Origin of the sequence: Loktanella sp. R86503, assembly GCF_042466455.1 — a bacterium.
GTDB lineage: Bacteria > Pseudomonadota > Alphaproteobacteria > Rhodobacterales > Rhodobacteraceae > Loktanella.
The window spans coordinates 1,302,555-1,323,712 of the sequence record NZ_JAXHCI010000002.1 but is presented as its reverse complement, the minus strand read 5'-3'; the positions used below and the strand labels follow the sequence as shown (position 1 = coordinate 1,323,712).

19 protein-coding genes are annotated in these 21,158 nt (G+C 64.6%); 10 read left to right on the top strand and 9 right to left on the bottom strand.

The features are described 5' to 3' along the window. Positions 1-11: 11 nt before the first annotated feature. The 8 genes from speB to SJY10_RS07345 all read left to right on the top strand — a co-directional run bounded on the left by speB (position 12) and on the right by SJY10_RS07345 (position 7,211). Entirely contained in the window at positions 12-989 is a 978-nt protein-coding gene (gene speB, locus SJY10_RS07380; protein WP_386681058.1) for an agmatinase, read from the top strand. 180 nt (positions 990-1,169) lie between these two features. Next, positions 1,170-2,099 carry a DnaJ C-terminal domain-containing protein gene (locus tag SJY10_RS07375; RefSeq protein WP_386681056.1) on the top strand — a complete coding sequence of 310 codons (930 nt, stop codon included), beginning with the start codon at positions 1,170-1,172 and terminating at the stop codon, positions 2,097-2,099. Beyond that, entirely contained in the window at positions 2,096-2,437 is a 342-nt protein-coding gene (locus SJY10_RS07370; protein WP_386681054.1) for a hypothetical protein, read from the top strand. Before SJY10_RS07375 ends, SJY10_RS07370 begins: the two co-directional genes overlap by 4 nt. Positions 2,438-2,519: 82 nt before the next feature. Further along, the gene (locus SJY10_RS07365; RefSeq protein WP_386681052.1) at positions 2,520-2,954 is read left to right on the top strand and encodes a universal stress protein; all 435 of its coding nucleotides are present in this window, start codon (positions 2,520-2,522) and stop codon (positions 2,952-2,954) included. Between the two features lie 51 nt (positions 2,955-3,005). Then, positions 3,006-4,094: an MlaE family lipid ABC transporter permease subunit gene (locus SJY10_RS07360; RefSeq protein ID WP_386681050.1), complete on the top strand. Its 1,089-nt coding sequence runs from the start codon at positions 3,006-3,008 to the stop codon at positions 4,092-4,094. Next, a complete protein-coding gene (locus tag SJY10_RS07355; protein ID WP_386681048.1) occupies positions 4,094-4,882 on the top strand; it encodes an ABC transporter ATP-binding protein in 789 nt (262 codons plus the stop codon). Before SJY10_RS07360 ends, SJY10_RS07355 begins: the two co-directional genes overlap by 1 nt. Further along, entirely contained in the window at positions 4,882-6,597 is a 1,716-nt protein-coding gene (locus SJY10_RS07350) for an MlaD family protein (RefSeq protein WP_386681046.1), read from the top strand. The genes SJY10_RS07355 and SJY10_RS07350 overlap by 1 nt, the downstream gene beginning before the upstream one ends. Positions 6,598-6,599: 2 nt before the next feature. After that, entirely contained in the window at positions 6,600-7,211 is a 612-nt protein-coding gene (locus tag SJY10_RS07345; protein WP_386681044.1) for an ABC-type transport auxiliary lipoprotein family protein, read from the top strand. Between the two features lie 4 nt (positions 7,212-7,215). Here the strand turns inward: SJY10_RS07345 and trxC are convergent, their stop codons facing one another. Then, positions 7,216-7,638, bottom strand: a complete 423-nt coding sequence (gene trxC, locus SJY10_RS07340) for a thioredoxin TrxC (protein WP_386681042.1) — start codon at positions 7,636-7,638, stop codon at positions 7,216-7,218. Between the two features lie 127 nt (positions 7,639-7,765). Here trxC and SJY10_RS07335 point away from each other — a divergent pair, with 127 nt between their 5' ends. Together SJY10_RS07335 and SJY10_RS07330 are read left to right on the top strand one after the other, a co-directional pair. Then, the gene (locus tag SJY10_RS07335; RefSeq protein ID WP_386681040.1) at positions 7,766-8,896 is read left to right on the top strand and encodes an exonuclease SbcCD subunit D; all 1,131 of its coding nucleotides are present in this window, start codon (positions 7,766-7,768) and stop codon (positions 8,894-8,896) included. Next, entirely contained in the window at positions 8,893-11,496 is a 2,604-nt protein-coding gene (locus tag SJY10_RS07330; RefSeq protein ID WP_386681038.1) for a chromosome segregation protein SMC, read from the top strand. The genes SJY10_RS07335 and SJY10_RS07330 overlap by 4 nt, the downstream gene beginning before the upstream one ends. Positions 11,497-11,524: 28 nt before the next feature. Here the strand turns inward: SJY10_RS07330 and SJY10_RS07325 are convergent, their stop codons facing one another. From SJY10_RS07325 to SJY10_RS07290, 8 genes are all read right to left on the bottom strand, one after another. Then, complete coding sequence (locus SJY10_RS07325; RefSeq protein WP_386681036.1) at positions 11,525-12,736, bottom strand: acyl-CoA dehydrogenase; 1,212 nt, start codon at positions 12,734-12,736, stop codon at positions 11,525-11,527. A gap of 198 nt (positions 12,737-12,934) precedes the next feature. After that, a complete protein-coding gene (locus SJY10_RS07320) occupies positions 12,935-14,683 on the bottom strand; it encodes a dipeptide ABC transporter ATP-binding protein (RefSeq protein WP_386681034.1) in 1,749 nt (582 codons plus the stop codon). Positions 14,684-14,715: 32 nt separating this feature from the next. After that, a complete protein-coding gene (locus SJY10_RS07315) occupies positions 14,716-15,675 on the bottom strand; it encodes an acetamidase/formamidase family protein (protein ID WP_386681032.1) in 960 nt (319 codons plus the stop codon). A gap of 4 nt (positions 15,676-15,679) precedes the next feature. Beyond that, positions 15,680-17,296 (bottom strand): ABC transporter substrate-binding protein, encoded by a 1,617-nt coding sequence (locus SJY10_RS07310; RefSeq protein ID WP_386681030.1) that lies wholly within the window; start codon positions 17,294-17,296, stop codon positions 15,680-15,682. Between the two features lie 19 nt (positions 17,297-17,315). Next, the gene (locus tag SJY10_RS07305; RefSeq protein ID WP_386681028.1) at positions 17,316-18,236 is read right to left on the bottom strand and encodes an ABC transporter permease; all 921 of its coding nucleotides are present in this window, start codon (positions 18,234-18,236) and stop codon (positions 17,316-17,318) included. Next, entirely contained in the window at positions 18,236-19,120 is an 885-nt protein-coding gene (locus tag SJY10_RS07300; protein WP_386681026.1) for an ABC transporter permease, read from the bottom strand. Before SJY10_RS07300 ends, SJY10_RS07305 begins: the two co-directional genes overlap by 1 nt. Then, positions 19,117-19,716, bottom strand: coding sequence for an ANTAR domain-containing response regulator (locus tag SJY10_RS07295; RefSeq protein WP_386681024.1), 600 nt, complete (start codon positions 19,714-19,716; stop codon positions 19,117-19,119). Before SJY10_RS07295 ends, SJY10_RS07300 begins: the two co-directional genes overlap by 4 nt. Beyond that, entirely contained in the window at positions 19,713-20,786 is a 1,074-nt protein-coding gene (locus tag SJY10_RS07290) for a transporter substrate-binding protein (RefSeq protein WP_386681022.1), read from the bottom strand. The genes SJY10_RS07295 and SJY10_RS07290 overlap by 4 nt, the downstream gene beginning before the upstream one ends. Between the last annotated feature and the right edge of the window lie 372 nt (positions 20,787-21,158).

Here is a 21,158-nt window from a genome sequence, read left to right as displayed (position 1 = left end):
CGGAGCATCCCATGACCCAGAACAATCAGCCGCTAGGCGGCAACACCATGCCCCGCTTTGGCGGGCCTGCCACGATGATGCGTTTGCCAAGCCAGGACACCGCTGCCGGGCTGGATGCCTGCTTTGTCGGGGTGCCGATGGATATCGGCACGTCGAACCGCCCCGGCACGCGCCTTGGGCCGCGCCAGATTCGCGACGAAAGCCGGATGCTGCGCCCCTATAACATGGCAACGGGGGCCGCGCCCTTTGACAGCCTGCGGGTCGCGGATATCGGTGATGTGCCGATCAATACCTTTGATCTGAAAAAATCCGTCCAGATCATCGAGGATCACTACCACGCAATTCTGAAACACAACGTCATCCCCCTGACCCTTGGCGGCGATCACACCCTGTCTTGGCCGATCCTGAAGGCGATCAAGGCCAAACACGGCCCCGTTGCCCTGATCCATATCGACGCCCATGCCGACACGAACGAGAATATGTTCGGAGAAGAGGTTGCCCACGGCTGCCCCTTTCGCCGCGCCCATGAAGACGGCTGCCTGATCAACGACAAGGTGTTCCAGATCGGTCTGCGCGGCACCGGCTATGCGCCAGCCGATTTTGACTGGGGAAGAGAGCGCGGCTGGAAGGTTGTCCCGGCCGAGGCGTGCTGGCACAAATCCCTTGCCCCCTTGATGGACAAAATCCGCGCGATGATCGGCGACACCCCCGTTTATCTGACGTTTGATATCGACAGCCTTGATCCCGCCTATGCCCCCGGCACCGGCACAGCGGAAATCGGCGGGCTGACGATGGCGCAGGGCATGGAAATCGTGCGCGGCTGCGCAGGGCTGAACATCGTCGGTGCCGATCTGGTAGAGGTATCGCCACCCTACGACATGCCCGGTAATACCGCCGTTGCCGGCGCGGGCCTGCTGTTCGAAATGCTCTGCGCCCTGCCCGGCGTGCAGCGCAGCGGTGCTGCGCCAAGGTCCGATATATCGTTCTAGGGTTGGCGGGGGCTTCATTGCGCCCCGCGGGCGACCTATCTGATCAAGATCAATGTCAGTGCGGCACGCCTGTGCTAGACTGGCTGCATAAATCGCAAGATCACCGCCGCCCGCCACCGGCGCACCTGCCCTTATGGCCGGTTTGCCCGCGTGCCGGGCGGCATCAGAAAGGACCATGCCTTGGCCAAGCCGGACGACCCTTACGCCACACTCGGCGTGCAGCGCAGTGCAACTCAAGACGAGATCCGCAAAGCCTATCGCAAGCTGGCGCGGCAGCATCACCCTGACCTGAACCCGGGCGATACCGTAGCAGAGGCTGCGTTCAAAAAGGCCACGGCGGCGAATGACCTGCTGTCCGATCCGGACAAACGCGCCCGCTTTGACCGCGGAGAGATCGACGCCAGCGGACAGGAAAAGGCGGCCGGCCCGTCCTATCGTGACTATGCCCAGCAAGGTGCCGGCCAGCGTTATAGCCGTGCGGGCACGCCGGGGAGCGGCTGGAACCCCGAGGATCTGAACGACATTTTCGGGTCCATGTTCGGTCAGGGCCAGCGGCGGGGTGCGCCCCAGCGCGGGCAGGACGAAAAATATGCGCTGCGCTGCGCGTTTCTGGATGCGGTCAATGGCGCCACGCAGCGGCTGACCTTGCCCGACGGGCGCACGCTAAGCGTGAAAATCCCCGCAGGCACAAAGGACGGCCAGACCCTGCGCCTGCGCGGTCAAGGCGCAGAAGGGGTCGGCGGCGGCCCCGCAGGCGATGCGCTGATCACGGTGACGACCAAGCCGCACCCTTATTTCGAACGGCGCGGCAACGATATTCACGTGACCTTGCCCGTCACCATTGCAGAGGCCGTTTTAGGCGGCCCGGTGCAGGTGCCCACGCCGCAGGGCCCCGTCAAGATGAAAATCCCCGCAGGATCAGACAGCGGCACGGAACTGCGTTTGCGGGGGCGCGGTGTACCGGCACACGGCAAACAGGACGCGGGCAATCTGTATGCGAAACTGAGCGTGGTGATCGGTGCGCCCGATGACGCGCTCAAGGCGTTTCTGGCGGACTGGACGCCGACAGACCCTGTTAACCCCCGCGCCGCGATGGAGGATGAAACATGATGCATATCGATGTTCTTGTCACCGAAATGTCCGGTCTGAACCGGCAGGATCTGGATAGGTGGATCGCGCAGAACTGGGTGCGCCCCGATCATGACGCGGGCGATCTGGTCTTTCACGACATCGACATCGCGCGGATCAAACTGATCGTGGAACTGCGCAGCACGATGGAAATCGACGATCGCGCCATGCCCGTTGTGCTGTCCTTGCTGGATCAACTTTACGACTTACGCCGGCAGGTGCAGACCCTCAGCCGGGCGATTTCAGAAACCGCGCCGGATGATGTGCAGCGCGCGCTGGCCCGCCGCCTTGCGCAGCATCTGCAAGGTAATTTGCATTAGCCGCCTTTTTGTTGATCCACGTCAACACCAAGGCCCGCACCATAGGTGTATAAGACAGCATAACCTTGGAAGGGGGACCATCATGTTCAACAAGATACTGGTCTGTTTCGATGGCTCTGACCATGCCGAACGGGCGCTGCGGATCGCGGTGGATATCGCCGGAAAATATGGGTCCGAATTGCAGATCGTGCATGTGCCGGAACTGCGCAACGACGCTGTCGCAGTCGGGTCAGAGGTGATTTTTATCCCCGTGGATGACAGCGAAATCAAGGCGTTGGCCCAGCAGGTACTGGACAAGGCCGTGGTGATCGCAGCGGACGCGGGGCACGCAAATGTCAGCACCAAGGTGCTGCGCGGCGCTGCGGCAGAGGCGATTTTGCAACACGCCAAAGACACGGGCACCGATTTGATTATCGCAGGCCGCCGCGGCTTTGGCACCCTGCGCGGGCTTTTGGTGGGCAGCGTGTCGCAAAAGCTGACGACCCACGCAGAATGCCCTGTTCTGACGGTGCAATGACGTTTTGACCCTGCCTCTCTCTTCTGCCCGGTGCCCGGCGTCGGCCGCCTTATGACACCCGCCGCGCATCTGACCGTGACGGACGATGGCCTGCGCCTTGCGGGGTCGCTGACGATTGACGCCGTGGCAGCGCTGCCCTTCGTTCCGGTGGCGGCGGGCGCTGTGATCGACGTGACTGATATGACGCGCATGGATACGGCAGGTGCGTGGTTTCTGGTCGATTTGCAGAACCGTGCGGGCGGCGCGCAGATTATCGGTGCCACGCCCGTACAGGCACAGCTGATCGAAACCGTCCGCGCCAATCTGGCCCCGCCGGATGCCGCCCCGCCTGCCCCGCAGTGGCTGACCCAGCGGGTTAGCGATTTTGGCAAGGACGTTGTGGCGGCGGGTCAGACCGCCAAGGCGCTGCTGTCGTTTCTGGGACAGGTCGTGGCCGCCATCGCCGGCCTGCTGTGGCACCCGCGGCGGCTGCGCCTGACATCCCTTGTGCATCAATGCCAGCAAGTCGGGCTGAACGCCGTGCCGATTGTCGCGCTGATGGCGTTCCTGATCGGCGTGGTGTTGGCATTCCAGGGCTCTGCCCAGTTGCGCCAGTTCGGGGCAGAGGTGTTTGTGGTCGATCTGATCGCGATCTCTGTGCTGCGGGAATTGGGGATTCTGCTGACCGCGATCATCGTCGCGGGCCGATCCGGGTCCGCCTTTACCGCTGCGATCGGGTCAATGAAAATGAGAGAGGAAATCGACGCCCTGCGCACCCTTGGCCTTGATCCGATTGACGTGCTGGTGGTGCCGCGGGTGCTGGCGCTGATGCTGATGCTGCCGGCGCTGGGGTTCATCGCGGATATGGCGGGGCTGATTGGCGGCGCGGTGATGTCGTGGATTGATCTGGGCGTATCGCCGGCCGTGTTTCAGGCGCGGCTTTTGTCGAACACGGATGTCTGGCACTTTGGCGTCGGCATGATCAAGGCCCCGTTCTTTGCGCTGATCATCGGCATCATCGGCTGCTTTGAAGGGATGAACGTCGGCGGCGACGCGGAATCGCTGGGGCGGCTGACCTCGACCTCTGTCGTGTTGTCGATCTTTATGGTGATCGTGATGGATGCGCTGTTTTCCATCTTTTTCGCGGCGGTGGGCATTTGATGACGGCCGATCCAAACGATCCCATCATCCGCGTGCGCGGCCTTGTCACGCGGTTCGGCACGCATACCGTTCATGACGGCCTTGACCTTGACGTGCGCCGCGGAGAGATCATCGGCATTGTCGGCGGATCCGGCACGGGAAAATCCGTGCTGCTGCGCGCGATTGTCGGCCTGCTGGACCCTGCCGGCGGCAGTATCGAAGTGTTCGGCGAAAGCGTGCGCGATACCGGCGGCGATGCTTATCGCAATCTGCGCCGCCGCTGGGGCGTGATGTTTCAGGACGGGGCGCTGTTTTCATCCCTGACCGTGCGCCAGAACGTCGAAGCGCCGATGCGCGAACAGCTGGATCTGCCTGATGCCCTGCGCGAAACGCTGGCCGCGATCAAGGTGCGCATGGTTGGTCTGCCGGAACATGCGATGGACAAGTTCCCGTCAGAGCTGTCGGGCGGCATGCGCAAACGCGCAGGCTTTGCCCGCGCCATTGCGCTGGACCCGGCGATTGTGTTTCTGGACGAACCCACGGCAGGGCTGGATCCGGTCGGGGCTGCGGCCTTTGATACCTTGATCAAACAATTGCAGGCGGCCCTTGGGCTGACGGTGTTTCTGGTGACCCATGACCTTGATAGTCTGAATGCGATTTGCGACCGGATTGCCGTGCTGGCGGATCGCAAGGTTCTGGCGGTGGGAACGATGGACGACATGATGCAGGTCGATCACCCTTGGGTGCGCGAATATTTCCACGGCCCCCGCGCCCGCGCCGCCCTCGTCTCTGCTGGAAAGGCAAGCTGATGGAAACCCGTGCAAATTACCTGCTGATCGGGGCGTTTACGCTGCTGGCGATTGTCGGCTCGCTGGGTTTTCTAATCTGGCTGGCTGGGCTGCAACTGGACCGGCAGTATGCGACCTATGGCATCTATTTCGATGATGTTTCAGGGCTTGGGGCCTCTGGCGATGTGCGGTTCAACGGGATCGCTGTCGGATCGGTCATCGCGCTGGCGATTGATCCCACTGATCCGTCCCGCGTGTTGACCACGGTGCAAATCGACGCCGCCACCCCGGTCCATGCCAATACGGTGGCGCAGCTGCAATCGCAGGGCGTGACCGGCGTCAGCTATATCTCGCTGTCGGGGGGCACGCCTGATGCGGCAGCGCCAGAGGTTGACGCAAGCGGTTTGCCAATCATCACCTCGCGCCGGTCGACGATGCAGGCCCTGGTCGAAGACGCCCCCGATCTGGTGACAGAGGCGACGCGCCTGCTGGAACAATTCCGCCAGATCACGGGGCCAGACAATCAGGCGCATGTGGCGGCGATTTTGGGCAACCTTGATGCGTCCTCCGCGCGACTGGATCAGGCGCTGAACGACTTTTCAGCCATCACCGGCACGGTCAGCGAAGGGGTGTCGCAAATCTCGGTCTTTACCAGCCGGCTGGACGGGCTGGCCGCTGCGGTGACGCACACGCTGGCGCAGGCGGATCAGACGCTGGCCAGTGTGACCCGCACTTTTGACAGCGCCGATACGGTGCTGACGGATACACAACCCGCCGTCACATCGGCCACCGCCGCCATTGCCAGCGTCGAGGCGATGCTGCGGCAGGATGTGCCTGCCATTCTGGCCGATATCGCGGGCACCGCCGCGCAGGCCCGCGCCGCAATTGCGGATCTGCAGGAACGGTCGGGCACGGCGCTCGACGGGCTGTCGGCCACGCCGGATCTGCTGAACGCCCGGCTGGCTGAGCTGGAACAATCGCTGCAGGCCGCCGATACCGCCTTTGCAGCTGTGACAACGGCATCGGACAGTTTCAACACCCTTGTGGATGGCGACGGCACCTTGATGGTGGCAGAGGCACGGGAGGTGCTGGCCGCCGCCCAGCGGTCGATGGATACGATCGAACAGATCGCCCGGACGGATGCCCCTGCCGTCGTCGCCGATATCCGCGCCGCCACCGCCACCGCCACCGCCGCCGTGGACCGCATTGCCGCCGATCTGGCGGCAGCGACAGGGCGGATCGACCCGATCACAGCAGAGGCGCAGGCAGCACTGGTCGCAGCGCAGGACGTGCTGACGCGCGCGAACACCAGTCTGGACGGGCTTGATACCACGCTGCGCGGGGCGGACGGGGCGCTTGCGGCGGCGCAATCAGCGTTCACATCGGCAGACGGGCTGATGCAGACCGACCTGGAACCGGCCCTGAACGACATCCGCACCGCCGCCGGCCAGATCAGCACCGCGGTGGATCAGGTCGCCAGCGACGCCCCTGCCATCACCGCCGATCTGCGGGCACTGATCGCCCGCGCCGATGCCGTTGTCGGCCAGGTGCAAGGTGCCGTCGCCGCCAGCGCGCCGGGCATCGGCAGCTTTGCCAGCACCGGCCTGCCGGAACTGTCGCGTCTTGCCTCTGACGCGCGGGGGCTGGTCAATGCGTTGGAAACCGTGGTGCGCCGGGTGACCAATGACCCGGCCCGCTTTATCCTTGATGACCGCGTCCCCGAATACAGGAGGTGACAATGACCCATCTGACCCGCCGCATGGCCCTGCTGGGCGGAGCCGCCGTGCTGGGCGGATGCAGCGCCATTTCGGCGCTTGATGCCGCATCGACCCCGCTGGACACCTATGACCTGCGCCCCGCATCCGGCGCGACCGCTGGCCGCCGCAGCGCCGCAACCCTGCTGGTCGCCCTGCCAGAGGCCGCAGCCCCCATCGGCACCGACCGGCTGATGATCCGCCCTGCCCCTGCCGCCGTCACCTATCTGCCGGACGCAAGGTGGAGCGATGATTTACCCGTTGTCGTCCAGTCCGTGCTGGTGCGCAGCATTTCCGGCACCGGCCGCGTCGCCTATGCCGGCCGCACCGAAGGCGGGCCTGTCGCAGATACGGTGCTGCTGGTGCGTATCGATACCTTCGAGGTCGAAGTCACTGCCCCGGATACATTCACAGCGCAGGTCGATATCACGCTGACAGCCATCGACGACCGCACCCAAGGGGTCAAAGCCTCGCGCCGGTTTGCCCAGTCCGCCGCCGTGCCGGACAGCACGCCTGCGTCAATTGTTGCGGGATTTCAGCGCATCATCGACGTCATCGCGCCGCAGATGGCGGATTGGGCCGCTGATCAGGCCTAAAAGCTTATTCAGGCACCCAGGCCATGATCTGCGCCATCTGCTGCGCACCGGCCTGGCGCTTGACCTCTTTGCCGCCTTTGAAGGCGATCAGGGTTGGGATGCCGCGAATGCCATAGGTGGCGCTGGCCTTGGGCTGCATTTCGGTGTTCAGCTTGACCAGCCGCGCCTGATAGGCCAGCGCGCCCGCCGCCTGCGCAAATTGCGGGGCCATCATCTTGCACGGGCCGCACCACGGTGCCCAGAAGTCCGCGACCAGCGGCAGATCATCGTTGCGCGCGGCCTTTTGCAAAGTGGCCAGATCGACTTCTGTCACCTTGCCATCTGCCAGCTTTGCGCCGCAGGTCGCGCATTTGGCGGCCGCAAGGCGGTCTTCCGGAACGCGGTTCACCTGGGCGCAGCTGAGGCAGGTCAGTTTCAATGCAGCCATGATCGGACTCCTGTAGGTTCACCTGTATTTAGGATGCAATCCATGCGGCGCAAGCGGCTGGTGCAGCGCCGCGACACATCCTATCGTTGCGCCACGCGCACGCCCTTTTCGCGCCTTGGAGCATTTTATGGCCTTTCGTTTTATCCACGCCTCTGACCTGCATCTGGGCATCAAATTCGCCAATATCCCAGAGCCGCCCGACGGCACCATTCGCGGCCGCCTGCGCGAAGCGCGGCATGCGGTGATTGGCCGGATTGCACAGGCGGCGCGGGATCACGGGGCCAGCGATATCGTGCTGGCGGGCGATACGTTCCACACGCCAACCCCGTCGCACGGGCTGGTGCGTCAGGCGCTTGCCGCAATGGGCGAGGATAGGTCGGTGCGCTGGTGGCTGCTGCCCGGCAACCACGACAACCTGCGCGAGGCAGAGCCGCTGTGGGATATGATTGCCGCCAGCGCCCCTGCCAATGTGCAGGGCATCCGCAGCGCAGACCCCATTGCGCTGGCACCCGATGCGGTGTTGCTGCCCTGCCCCGTGGTCTGGCGGTCTGCGGGAACCGATCCGACGGACGGCCTTGCGCAGATCGACACTGGCACGAATGTGATGCGGATCGGGCTGGCCCATGGCGGAGTCACCGATTTCACCGACAGCGGGGCCAGTATTCCGCCCGACCGCGACGCCTCTGCGCGGCTGGATTATCTGGCGCTGGGCGACTGGCACGGCCGTGTGCAGGTCAGCGCCCGCGTGCATTATTCCGGCAGTCCCGAACAGGACCGCTTTAAACACGGCCAACGCGGCCTTTGTCTTGCGGTCACATTGGACGGCCCCGGCGCGGTCCCGCAAATCGCAGAGGTGCCGGTGGGCCAGTTTTTGTGGCAAGAGCTGGCGCTGGACCTGACCCCGCACAGCGATGCGGCCGCGGCGCTAGCGGCGCTTCTGCCCGCCGCCGGCCGGCGCGATCTGATGATCCGTGTCAAGGCCAGCGGATGGGCAGGCCTGCCGGGTCAGGTCGCCCTGCAAAACGCGGCCCATCATCTGGGCGCGGAATTTGCGCATTTCGAGCTGCAAACAGACGCCCTTGGCACGCAATACGATGTGGCCGATCTGGACGAGATTGACCGCGGCGGGGCCCTGCGCCTTGCTGCCGATACCCTGCTGGCCGCGGCAGAGGACGAGAGCGCGGCCGGGTCCGACCGCCAGGTCGCGGCAGATGCCCTTGCCCGGCTATATGCAATCGTGAAAGAGGACCAGTCATGAAGCTGCGCACCATTACCTTGAACAATGTGCGCCGCTTTACCGCGCCTGTGACCCTTGCGCAGATCGGCGACGGTTTGAATGTTCTAAGCGAGCCGAACGAGCACGGCAAATCCACCCTGTTCGACGCCATCCACGCCCTGTTTTTCAAGGCCTACGGGGCCAACGACAAAGAGATCAAGGCGCTTAAACCCCACGCGGGCGGCGCGCCAGAGGTCACAATCGAGGTGGAAACACCCGAAGGGCGCTTTGTCATCTTCAAGCGCTGGACGTCCAAGGCGCAGGCGACGGTGCATAAGGGCGGCACGTTGATTGCGCAGGCGGATGCGGCAGAGGCGTGGATCAGCAACTTGACTGGCACCGGCGCGGGCGGCCCGTCGGGGCTGGTCTGGGTGCGGCAGGGCCTGACCGGCCTGACGGATGGGTCAAAGAACGAACAGGCCGCCGCGCTGGAGGCGCGGCGCGATCTGATGTCGTCCGTGTCAGAGGAGGTCGAGGCGATGACCGGCGGGCGGCGCATGGATGCGGCGCTGGCGCGGTGCAAAACGGAACTGGCGCAACTGGCGACAGCGACGGGGCAGAAAAAGGCGGGCGGTGCATGGCGCACGGCCTTTGACCGGGTCGAAGAATTGCGCGCCCAAAAGGCAGAGCTGGCGGCAACCGCGCTGGCGCTTCATAGCGCCCTGCAGGACCGTCAGAAAAAGCGCCGCGCTCTGGCAGAGTTGGCAGACCCCGCCGCGACGGCCGCCCGCAAGGACCGTCTGGACGCGGCGACAGCGGCCCATCAAGAGGCCGCGCGGCATGCCGAACAGGTCGAAAATGCCGCGCGCAAGGTCGCTGCGGCAAAGCTGGCCGTCACGGCGGCCCGCACCCGTCTGGATGCCCTGCGCGCCGCGCAGACCGAACGCGACGCGGCGGCGCAGGCAGCGGCGCAGACGGCGGTGGACCGGTCCGCGATCAGCGCCCGCTTTGCCGCCGCGCAAGAGGCGGCCAACACCGCGCAGACCCGCCTGGACGGGGCCGAGGTCGCCCTGCGCGGCGCGCAGGCCGATCAGGCCCGCCTAGACCGGCAGACGGCGGCGCGTGCAGGTGCCCAGCGCCGCGCCGAGCTGACCACGCGCATCGCAGAGGCAGAGGCCGCCCGCGCTGTCATCGAAACCCATGCAGCGACCGCAAAAGCCGAACCGGACAGGGCGGCGGTGCAGCGGCTGGAACAGTTGGCGGCGGCGCTGTCCACCGCGCGTGCGACGCGGGATGCGCTGGCGACGCAGGTCATCGTGACCTATGCCGCGGGTCGCGGCGGCGCGGTGCAACTGGACGGCGCGGCGCTGGACGGCGGCACGCCCTATCCCATTCCGCGCGGCGGCGTCTTGCAGATTGCGGGCCTTGGCGATGTGGAAATCCGCCCCGGCGCTGGCGCACAGGACACGGACGCCGTGCCGCAGGCACAGCAGGCGCTGGCACAGGCGCTGGCCGCGCTGGACCTGCCCGACATCGCCACCGCCCGCGCGGCGGCGGACGTCCGGGCGCAGGCCGTCACCGCCACGGGCGAAGCGCGCGCGCGCCTTGATGCGCTGGCCCCCGGCGGGATCGACGCGCTGCGCGAAGCCTTGGCGCAAATCCCGGCAGCCGCCGCCACAGAAGAAGCGCCGCTTGATCTAGCGACGACAGCGGCGCAGCTGGCCGCGGCACAAGACGCGGCAGCGGCGGCGCAATCCGTCAGCCGCACCGCGGCAGAGGCTTTGGCCAGCCTGCGGGCCGAACTGGCCGGGGCAGAGGTCGCCCGGCAGGCCGCGCAGGACCGCTTGGCACGGGCCGAGGCCGCGATGGCCGGCTTTGGGACGGACACCGAGGCGGGTCTGGCGCAGGTCATGTCAACAGCGCAGGCAGAGCTGGCAGAAGCAGAGGCGGCCCACGCCGCACAAAGCACCGATGCCCCCGATCTGGCAGGTGCCGAAGCCGCCCTTGCCCGCGCCACGTCGATCGAGGCGGCCGCCCATGCAGAGATCGCCCAACTGCGCCCGCAAATTGCAACGCTGGACGAACGCATCGCCATCGGCGCAGGCGACGCCGTCGAAGAGAGGCTGGCGGAGTGTACGCAGCAACTGGCCGCCGCAGAGCAGACCCTCACCCGCTATGATCACGAGGTTGCGGTGCTGCAACGCCTTGCCGCCGCCTTGACTGACGCCCGTGTCGCGGCGCGAGAGCGGTATTTCGCCCCCGTCGCGGCAGAGCTGAAGCCGCTGCTGCACCTGCTTTGGCCGCAGGCGGACCTGACGTGGACGCAGGATACCCTGCTTCCGGAAAAGCTGATCCGCGATGGACAGGAAGAACCGCTGGATATTCTGTCAGGCGGCACGCAGGAACAGATTGCCTTGTTGGTCAGGCTGGCCTTTGCGCGGATGCTGGAACGGGGCGGACAACATGCGCCGGTGCTGCTGGATGATGCGCTGGTCTATACCGATGACGACCGGATCGAGCGGATGTTCGATGCGTTGCACCGCCAGGCGGGGGATTTGCAGATCATCGTCTTTAGCTGCCGCCAGCGGGCGTTCCGCGATCTGGGCGGCACGCGGTTGCAATTGCAGCACGGGGCGGCCTGACGCGTCAGGCCGCCCCCGCATCACTGGCCTAAAAGAACGCCTGCAAGCCGGTGATCGCGCGGCCAAGGATCAGCGCGTGCACGTCGTGGGTGCCTTCATAGGTGTTCACGGTTTCCAGATTGATCATGTGGCGCATGATCTGGAATTCGTCGGAAATGCCGTTGCCGCCGTGCATGTCGCGGCTGTGACGGGCGATATCCAGCGCCTTGCCGCAGTTATTGCGCTTGATCAGGCTGATCATTTCGGGTGCCGCATGGCCAGTGTCCATCAGGCGGCCCACCTGCAACGCCGCTTGCAGACCAAGGGTGATTTCGGTCTGCATTTCCGCCAGCTTTTTCTGGTAAAGCTGGGTCTGCGCCAGCGGCTTGCCGAACTGCTTGCGGTCCATCCCGTATTGGCGGGCGGCGTGAAAGCAGAACTCTGCCGCGCCCATAGTGCCCCAGGCGATGCCGTAGCGCGCACGGTTCAAACAGCCGAACGGCCCTTTCAGACCTTGCACACCAGGCAGCAGGGCGTCTTCGCCCACGGCCACGTCCTTCATCACGATCTCGCCTGTGGTGGATGCGCGCAAGGACAGCTTGCCACCGATTTTCGGCGCAGACAGCCCTTCCATGCCCTTGTCCAGCACGAAGCCGCGAATCTTGCCGTCATGCGCGTCGGACTTGGCCCAGACGACGAAGACGTCAGCGAAAGGCGCGTTTGAAATCCACATCTTCGACCCGTTCAGCACATAACCGTCAGCGGTTTTGCGGGCCGTCGTTTTCATGCCGCCGGGATCGGAACCCGCGTCGGGTTCGGTCAGGCCGAAGCAGCCGATCAGATCGCCGCTGACCAGACCCGGCAGGTATTTCTGCTTTTGCTCTTCGGACCCGTAGGCGTGGATCGGATAGATCACCAAGGACGATTGCACCGACATCATCGACCGATACCCCGAATCCACACGCTCGACCTCTCGGGCGATCAGCCCGTAGGTGACGTAGGATGCGCCAAGGCCGCCGTATTCTTCGGGGATGGTGCAGCCCAGCAGCCCCGCCTGCCCCATCAGGGGAAAAAGGTCCGGCGCTGCGGCCTCTTCCCGGTAGGCCTGCGTGACGCGCGGTTGCAGGACTGTCTGGGCAAAGTCGCGGGCCGCGTCGCGCAGCATCCGCTCGTCCTCGGTCAGCTGGGTTTCCAGCAGCAGGGCATCATCCCATTTGAAAGGTCCAAGATCGGGGCCCATGCCGGGTAAATCGTGTGCCATCACATCAGTCCTTCTGGTTCGGCGGGCCGCGCAGGTGACCGGCAATTCGGGCAGGGTGATCGCCCTGCCCGCCTGACCCGCACAGCATCGGATGCAGTTTGATCCGCACCCCGCGCTGCGGTCAATCCAAACCTTGGCACAGTGCCCGTACGTCGCAGCGATCCATACCGGCGCAGGTTGCCCCTATCTGGCGCTGCCCTACCCGCTGTGCACGGCGACCAGATGGCCGGCGGCGACTTCTTGCATCACATGCCGCGCCACGATGGCACCGGCGGGGTGCACGGGGTTAGGAATATCGCCGGACATGCGCGGCACCTGCGGGCGCTGGGCGGCGGGGTCGGCAATCGGCACCGCCGCCATCAGCCGCCGCGTATAGGGGTGCTGAGGGTTGCCGAAAACCTGCGCCCGGCTCCCGACCTCTACGATCTGGCCAAGGTGCATCACCCCGACCCGGTCAGAGATATTTTCCACCACGGCCATATCGTGACTGATGAACAGCATGGCGATGCCGAATTCGTCCTTGAGGCTGCGCAGCAAATCCAGCACCCGCGCCTGCACCGACACATCCAGCGCAGATACGCTTTCGTCCGCGATGATCAGCTTGGGCGTCAGGGCCAGCGCGCGGGCGATGCAAATTCGCTGGCGCTGCCCGCCGGAAAATTCGTGCGGGTAATTGTCCAGCTGTGCGGTGGTCAGGCCGACTTTTTCCATCAAGGCGGCGGCGCGGGCGCGGCGGCTGGTGGCATCGCCCTGCCCGTGGATCAGCAGGGGTTCGGCAATCTGGTCTCCCACGGTCATGCGCGGATCAAGCGCGGCCATCGGATCCTGAAAGACGATCTGAGTCACAGCGCTTAACCGTTTGCGGGCCTGCGCGGTCATGGTGCCAACGGTCTGATCGCCGACGCGAATTAGCCCGGTATGGGGCACAAGTCCGGTGATGGCGCGGGCAATGGTGGATTTGCCGCAACCGGATTCGCCCACAAGGGAAAAGGTTTCGCCTGCGCGGATATCAAAGCTGACGCCTTCGACCGCATGGACCCGGTGTGTGACGCGGTTCAGCACACCGCCGCGCAGATCAAAGCGCACCTGCACATCGCGCAGGTCCGCCACGACAGGCGCAGAGGCACGGGGCACGGCCGTGCCGCCTTGGCCCATGCGCGGCACGGCGGCCAGCAGAGCCTGCGTATAGGGCTGCTGCGGCGCGGCAAAGATATCGTTCACGCGGCCCGTTTCCTCGATCACGCCTTTGCGCATGATGACGACGCGGTCGGCCATTTCGGCAACAACGCCCATGTCGTGGGTAATCAGCAGGATCGCGGTGCCGCGGGAGGCCTGCAAATCGCGCAGCAGGTCCAAAACTTCGCGCTGCACGGTGACATCCAGCGCGGTCGTTGGTTCATCGGCGATCAGCACGTCAGGCTTTAGCGCCAGGGCCATCGCGATCATGACGCGCTGGCGCATGCCCCCCGACAGCTCGTGCGGGAACTGGCCCATGCGGCGGGCAGGTTCGGACAGGCGCACGGCGCTCAGCGCCTCCAGCGCCTCTCGGCGCGCTTCTGCACGAGAGATCGGCGCATGGGCGCGGATCGCCTCGACCAACTGGGTGCCGATGGTCATGACCGGATTGAGGCTGGTCATCGGTTCTTGAAAGATCATCGCAACACGGTTGCCGCGCACGGCGCGCAGTTCCGGTTCCGGCATGCCGGTCAGGGCCTGCTCGCCCAGTTTGATGCACCCCCCGGTGACGCGCACCGCAGGAGGCGGCAGCAGGCCCATGATCGCCAGCGAGGTGATGGATTTGCCAGACCCGCTTTCGCCTGCAATCGCCAAGGTCTCTCCCCGCGCCAGATCAAAGCTGATGTTGCGGATCAGGGGCAGCAGCCCCCCTTGCGTGCGGACGGCAACGGTCAGGTCCTGCACCGACAAAACGGGGGTGTCCGGGGCCATGTCGGCCCCGGTCACTGGTTTTAAGTCCGCGCTCATTCGAACACGCAACGCGGAAAGTAGAAGCTGACGATCCAGTTCGGCATATCCACAATCTCTGAAATCCGCAGATCGCCGCAGGTGCTGACCAGCATATAGGCGTCCACCGGTGCCATGCCGCGCGTGGTGCACAGATGATCGACCATGGCCGCCACCGCATCGCGGGACGCGGTCATCAGGTCCGGGCCGATGCCGGTTGTCACCTCGTAGCCCTTGGCGTCCAGATGCCGCGTGACCGGCCCCGGCGTGGTAAAACGCGGGGTTTTCAGGTTCGCATTTTTCACCAGATCAAGGGTCAGGACCACGTCCATCGGGCTTTCGATCGCGGTGCCGCACACCTCGCCGTCGCCTTGGGCGGCGTGGGTGTCACCAACACTGAACAGCGCCCCCGCGACTTCGACCGGCAGATAAAGCGTCGTGCCCGCAGACAGATCGCGGATATCCAGATTGCCGCCCACCCGCCGGGGCGGGACCACGGAATGAAGGCCGGGTTCCGCCAGCGCGTTGCCGATGGTGCCGGCAAAGGGCTTGAGCGGCACGCGGCCTTCTTTGCCAAACAGCGATGGTGCCATGGTGTCCGGATCATAGGTCCAGATATGCAGCGCGGGATCGGTGAACTGATCCGCCAGCAGACCAAAGCCGGGAATGTTCGCGGTCCAGCCCCAGCCTTTGCCGTCCTGCGCACGGGGCGCAAAACTATCGAGGGTCACCTTGATCGCATCCCCCGGCTGGGCCCCTTCAACCCAGATCGGGCCGGACACCGGATTGATCTTGCCGAAATCCAGCGTTTCCACATCAGCCACGGTGGACGACGGGCCTAGCTGGCCCGCCGAACTGTCGTGGCAGTGAAACAGGATCGTCTGGCCCGGTTCCACCCGTTGGACGGGGGCAATCGAATTGTCCCAGCCAAAGTGGTGCTGCGCGCCGTGGATCGTGTAATCGCATGCCTTGCACATGGCCTTACTCCGTCACGTAGACGTAGTCGTAGTTCACCGGGATCGACACCGGATCGACGTAAAGCGCATCATCGCCGCCCATGCGTTCGGATTTCATGGTGTAGCGCTGTTCGTTGAACACCGGCACCCAGGGGGCCTCTTCCATCACGCTCATATAGACGTCGGACCACATCTGCATGCGGGCCGGATCGGCGGGGTCGATCATGCTGTCGGCCGCGGTGGCGGCAGCGTCGATATCGGCGTTGCAGAACTTGGACCAGTTCCAGCCGCCTTCTTCTGCGCCGGCGCAGCCCAGGATGGGGCCAAAGAAGTTGCTGGGGTCGGGAAAGTCCGCAATCCACGCCATGCCGCCGGACCAGATCATTGGCGCGGTGCCTGCGCCGCCGGCCTCGATCACGTTGGCCTGGGCAAGGGACTGGATCGACGCATTTACGCCAATCGCCGCCAGATCCTGCTGGATCGCCTGCGCGATACGCGGGTTGGGGTCGGTGTTCATGACGTAAAGCTCTGTCTCGAACCCGTCAGCAAGGCCGGCCTCGGCCAGCAAGGCTTTGGCGGCGTCCACGTCATAGGCGTAGCCGGCGTAATCTTCGGTGTAGCCGGGCATCGACGGCGGCAGCGGCTGGTTTGCAGGCACGGCGCGGTTGTTAATCAGCTGGGTAATCCGGTCCTTGTTGATCGCCATGTTGATGGCCTTGCGCACATTCACATCGTCCAGCGGCGGAGTTGTGACGTTCAGCGTGATATAGCCGGTCTGCAACTGGCCGCCTTCGACCACGCGGGCCGCCTGTGCGGGATCGCCCATCACCTCTTGGAATTTGGCAGGCGGGATGCCGTCACCGGGCACATCGACCTCGCCATTCTGCAACCGCAGCAGGGCGACGATCGGTTCCTGCCCCACCTCGAATGTCACGGTGTCCAGATAGGGCAGACCCGCGCGCCAGTAATCAGCGTTCTTCTCGAACACCAGCTTCTGGCCGATGGTCCAGTCGCCCAGCTTGAAGGCGCCGGTGCCGACAGGCATCTTGCCAAAGTCGCCGTTCGCGGCGTCCACGGCTTCGCTTGGCACGACAGAGGCGAAGTTCAGCGCCATAACGTGCAAGAAGGTTGCATCGGGGCGGGACAGTTTGATTTCCACCGTGGCCGGGTCAACGACGGTGACGCCTGCCAGTGTTTCAGCCTCGCCACTGGCGACGGCGTCATAACCGGCGATGGCCCCGAAAAAGCCCGCGCCGGGGGATTGCGTGGCCGGATTGGTGACACGGTCAAGCGAATATTTCACATCCTCGGCCACCATCTCTCGGCCGTTGTGGAATTTGACGCCAGTGCGCAGGTGGAAGGTGAAGGTCAGGCCGTCCTCGGAAATCTCATAGCTTTCGGCAAGACCGGGACGCAGTGTTGTGGTGCCGGGTTCGTAATCCATCAGGCCGTCGAACAGCGATTTGATCATCGACCAGTTCTGCCAGTCATAGCCGATAGCGGGGTCCAGCGTGGCGACGTCGTCCTTATAGGTGACGGTGATATTGCCGCCGGACACAGCGTTCGGGTCCAGTGTTTCCTGTGCAAACGCCGGCAGCGCGATGGCTGCAATCAATGCGGTAGAGGCAAGCAGTTTTTTCATTTCAGTCTCTCCTGTTGGGTTAGCGGATACGGATACGAGGGTCGATGAGTGGGGCCACAAGGTCGGCCAGAAGGTTGCCCAGCACGATGGCAAAGGCAGACACGAGCGTGACGCCCATGATGATGGGAATGTCGACGCGCTGGATCGCCTGCCAGGCCAGCTGCCCGATACCGGGCCAGCCAAAGACGCCTTCGACGACGACGATGCCGCCCATAAAGATGCCGATGTCGATCCCGATCATCGCGATGACCGGCAGGATGGCATTGGGCAGCGTGTGGCGCAGGATGACGCGGGACCGGGTCAGCCCCTTGGCGCGGGCGGTGCGGACGAAATCGGCGCGCAGCACTTCGACCATGCTGGATCGCATCATGCGGGCGTACCAGCCGGACCCAAGGATCCCGAGCGTCAGCGCAGGCAACACCAGATGCGCTGGCGTGCCGTAGCCGCCGATAGGGAACCATCCCAGCTGCACCGCAAAGACGTAAAGCAGCAGCAAGGCCACCACGAACTGCGGCGCGGATACGGTGACGAAGCTGGTCATCATCAGCGTATTATCCAGCACGCGGCCCCGGAACAGCGCGGCGACAACGCCCATGGTCAGGCCGACCACCAGCTCTGCCCCGATGCCAGCAATCATCAGCAAAAGCGATGCCGGCAGGCGCGACATGATCAAGGTGGCCACGTCGGTTTTCTGCAAATAGCTGCGGCCCATGTCGCCCTGAAACAGCCCCGCCAGATAGCGGCCGTATTGCACCAGAAACGGCTGATCTAGGCCAAGCTGCGCGCGGATATTGGCCACGGTTTCCGGCGTAGCCGACCGCCCCGCAATCTGGCGCACCGGATCGGCGGGCAGCACATACAGCAGAAAGAAGGTGATGAACGACACGCCCAGCAGGATCAGGGCGGACTGGATCAGGCGGCGGATCAGATAGGCGGCCATCAGTCGGACCCTCGCAATGTTGGGTCAAGCACATCGCGCAGCGCGTCGCCGACCAGATTGAACGCCAGCGCCAGCACAACAATTGCAGCACCCGGAAAGAACACCAGCCAGGGGGCGGACTGAAAATAGGTCTGGTTTTCAAAGATGATGTTGCCCCAGCTTGGCGTCGGGGGCTGCACACCGACACCCAGATAGGACAGGGTCGCCTCTAGCAGGACAGTTGTCGAAATTCCCAGCGTGCCCCAAACGATAATCATCGGCACCAGATGCGGCAGGATATGCTTGAACAGGATGCGCGGGGTGCTGGCACCGAGCGTGCGTTCGGCTGCGATAAAGTCGCGGGCGGCCAAGGCGCTGGTTTCGGTATAAATGACCCGCGCCGTCTGTACCCAGTTCACCATGGCGATGACAAAGGCCACGATCCACAGGCTGGGCTGGAATATCGCGGCAAGGCAGATCGCCAGCAGCAGCGCCGGAAAGGCCATCATCAGGTCGGTCAGGCGCATCAGCACCGCGCCGATCCACCCTTGAAAGAACCCCGCCGTCAGCCCGATCACCGTGCCGATCACCAGTGCAATGCCATTTGCCACCACGCCAATGATCAGCGATGTGCGTGCGCCGTAAAGCAGACGGCTAAGCAGATCGCGGCCCAACAGATCGGTGCCAAGCACATAGGCACCGCCGGGCGGCAGTGGTTCACCGAACATCGACAGGCCATCGAATTTTTGCTCGAACGGGTCATAGGGGGCGATCCAGGGGGCCAGAATGGCGGCCCCGACGATCAGCACGACCAGCGCCAGGCCGAACATGGCCATCTTGCGGCGGCGCAAACGGGCCCAGACCGTATCTGGCAGAGCACGCGGATTAGCGGCGGCGGCGGTCATCGGGGGGTGCCTTTCGTAACGGGGCGGACCGGTTGCGACAGGATGCGGGCGGCGGCCTCTTCCAGTCCGACGCGCGCGTCCATCGCGGTGGCACGCAGGGCGGCATAGGCCGCATCCTCTGATCCGGTTGTCTGCATCAGCTGCACCACGGCCCGCACCACGGTCTGCCGTTCGCCCAGACGGCGGCGCAGATCGGCAGCCTCTGCCGCCAGGGTGCGCCGCGCCTCGAATCCGTGGCGGGCGATCAGCAGGGCGCTGTAAACGCCGCTGTCGCCTACGGGCTTTAGCACCTGTGCATTGGCACCCGTGGCCAGCGCCCATTCGACACGGCCCGGCGCTTCGGACCCGATTAGGGCGATCATAGGCATCGGGGCTGTGCCCTTGTCCCAAGGGAACTGGTCGTCAAAGCCCATGTCGGCGTCAAAAAAGACAAAGTCGGCGGCCAGCGCCTCTGCCGGCAGCTCTGGCCAGCAGGTCGTGACCTGCAGACCGACAGCTTGCAGCTGCCGCGTCAGGGCGGTGACAACGGCGTGGGGTCGATGCAGGATGATCGCCCGCGCGCCGCCAAGGTCCGCAATGCGCACCGCCCCGGTCACGAGATTACCCGCAGGCGCGTGACGCTGGCGCTGGGCGCGGGCCCCGTTAAATAAGGGTCCCCTGCCCGCACGCCGCCGTCATGCACCACCTGAAACGCGCCGCCGCGCACCTGTGCGATCAGGGCCGGCTGCGCCGTGTGATGGGTTTTGGCGTCGATGCCGCTGCGCTGCCCGGCGGGCGTGTCCAGCAATGCCGAAAGCGGCAGGCTGGCTGCGTCCGCCGATTGTTCCAGCATATCCGCCAGCGCGATGACGGCGCGGTAAGCAGCCGCCTCGTGGCTGCTGCCAAAGCCTGCACCATCGCGGAAATACGGCCCGGCCGCGATCAGCCCTTCGGCAGCGGCACCCACGTCGGCCAGTTCGCATTCCGTCATGTTACACGACAGCACCGGGCAGCGGTCCGGCGCAAAGCGCGGATCGCGCGCGGCCAATTCGGCCAGCGCCCGCAGAAAGGCATAGGACGACGGCCCGATCAGGGAATTAAGGATGAAATCAGGCGCGGTGGCGCGGATTTCCTCGATCATGCGGGCGACATCGACAGAGCCGAGCGGCAGATAGCGCTCGCCTAGGACCTCTCCGCCTTTGGCGTGGATCGTGTCGCGGGCAAGGCGGTTCATCTCCCAGCCCCAGATGTAGTTGGATCCAGTCAGAAAGCCGCGTTTGCCATAGGTCGGCAGCGCCCATTCCAGCAGCGGTAGCAGATGCTGGTTCGGACAGGCATGAAGGTAAACGACGTGATCGGACGCCTCGAAACCTTCGTAGGGAACCGCATACCACAGCGTGCCGCCGTGCTTTTCCAGCGTCGGGATGACTTCCTTGCGGCTCCATGATGTGACGCAGCCGATGATATGCCGCGCCGTGGTGTGGCGCAGGATGTCGTCGCACAGCGGCGCATATTGGTCGATATTGCCGCCTGGATCCCGGTCCAGCGCGTCAAAGGCGACCTGCCGCGCCGCATCCGCGTTAATAGCCGCGATCGCGTTCAGCGCGCCGGTGCGGCAAGCCTGACCGATACGGGCATAGCTGCCGGTCACAGAATACAGCAGGCCTAGCGGAATGGTGCGTTTCAAAGGATGCCCCTAACGAAAAAAGCCCCGCCCCGAGACATCAGTTAACCTGATGGTCGGGTCGAGGCGCGTTTGCCGATCGGCGTTCAGCCGGATGTAACAGAAAGGTGTCGCCTGCCCGTGATACGGTCAAGTGGGGTTGCGAAACCGGGCGACCAGTTACCCGCAAAACGCGTCAATGATCCTGACAAACAGCATGCTTAGGTTGCATTTTACTCCGATAATGATAGGCCAGTCCCCGTGAATGTGCAGCTTTCGCGCCATTTGCGTAAATTATGGGCAAACTCAGCCTGCCACCCCAAAACATGCCCAATCACGCCTGCACGGGGGCCAAATTGCGCTGCTTTTTGCTGCAAAACGATTCTGCCCGTGGCT

Excerpts from the sequence above, each read along its gene's own strand:
- speB (WP_386681058.1), top strand. The coding sequence starts at position 12 with ATGACCCAGAACAATCAGCCGCTAGGCGGCAACACCATGCCCCGCTTT.
- SJY10_RS07370 (WP_386681054.1), top strand. The coding sequence starts at position 2,096 with ATGATGCATATCGATGTTCTTGTCACCGAAATGTCCGGTCTGAACCGG.
- SJY10_RS07365 (WP_386681052.1), top strand. The coding sequence starts at position 2,520 with ATGTTCAACAAGATACTGGTCTGTTTCGATGGCTCTGACCATGCCGAA.
- SJY10_RS07360 (WP_386681050.1), top strand. The coding sequence starts at position 3,006 with ATGACACCCGCCGCGCATCTGACCGTGACGGACGATGGCCTGCGCCTT.
- SJY10_RS07355 (WP_386681048.1), top strand. The coding sequence starts at position 4,094 with ATGACGGCCGATCCAAACGATCCCATCATCCGCGTGCGCGGCCTTGTC.
- SJY10_RS07350 (WP_386681046.1), top strand. The coding sequence starts at position 4,882 with ATGGAAACCCGTGCAAATTACCTGCTGATCGGGGCGTTTACGCTGCTG.
- SJY10_RS07345 (WP_386681044.1), top strand. The coding sequence starts at position 6,600 with ATGACCCATCTGACCCGCCGCATGGCCCTGCTGGGCGGAGCCGCCGTG.
- trxC (WP_386681042.1), bottom strand. The coding sequence starts at position 7,638 with ATGGCTGCATTGAAACTGACCTGCCTCAGCTGCGCCCAGGTGAACCGC.
- SJY10_RS07335 (WP_386681040.1), top strand. The coding sequence starts at position 7,766 with ATGGCCTTTCGTTTTATCCACGCCTCTGACCTGCATCTGGGCATCAAA.
- SJY10_RS07330 (WP_386681038.1), top strand. The coding sequence starts at position 8,893 with ATGAAGCTGCGCACCATTACCTTGAACAATGTGCGCCGCTTTACCGCG.
- SJY10_RS07325 (WP_386681036.1), bottom strand. The coding sequence starts at position 12,736 with ATGGCACACGATTTACCCGGCATGGGCCCCGATCTTGGACCTTTCAAA.
- SJY10_RS07320 (WP_386681034.1), bottom strand. The coding sequence starts at position 14,683 with ATGGCCCCGGACACCCCCGTTTTGTCGGTGCAGGACCTGACCGTTGCC.
- SJY10_RS07315 (WP_386681032.1), bottom strand. The coding sequence starts at position 15,675 with ATGTGCAAGGCATGCGATTACACGATCCACGGCGCGCAGCACCACTTT.
- SJY10_RS07310 (WP_386681030.1), bottom strand. The coding sequence starts at position 17,296 with ATGAAAAAACTGCTTGCCTCTACCGCATTGATTGCAGCCATCGCGCTG.
- SJY10_RS07305 (WP_386681028.1), bottom strand. The coding sequence starts at position 18,236 with ATGGCCGCCTATCTGATCCGCCGCCTGATCCAGTCCGCCCTGATCCTG.
- SJY10_RS07300 (WP_386681026.1), bottom strand. The coding sequence starts at position 19,120 with ATGACCGCCGCCGCCGCTAATCCGCGTGCTCTGCCAGATACGGTCTGG.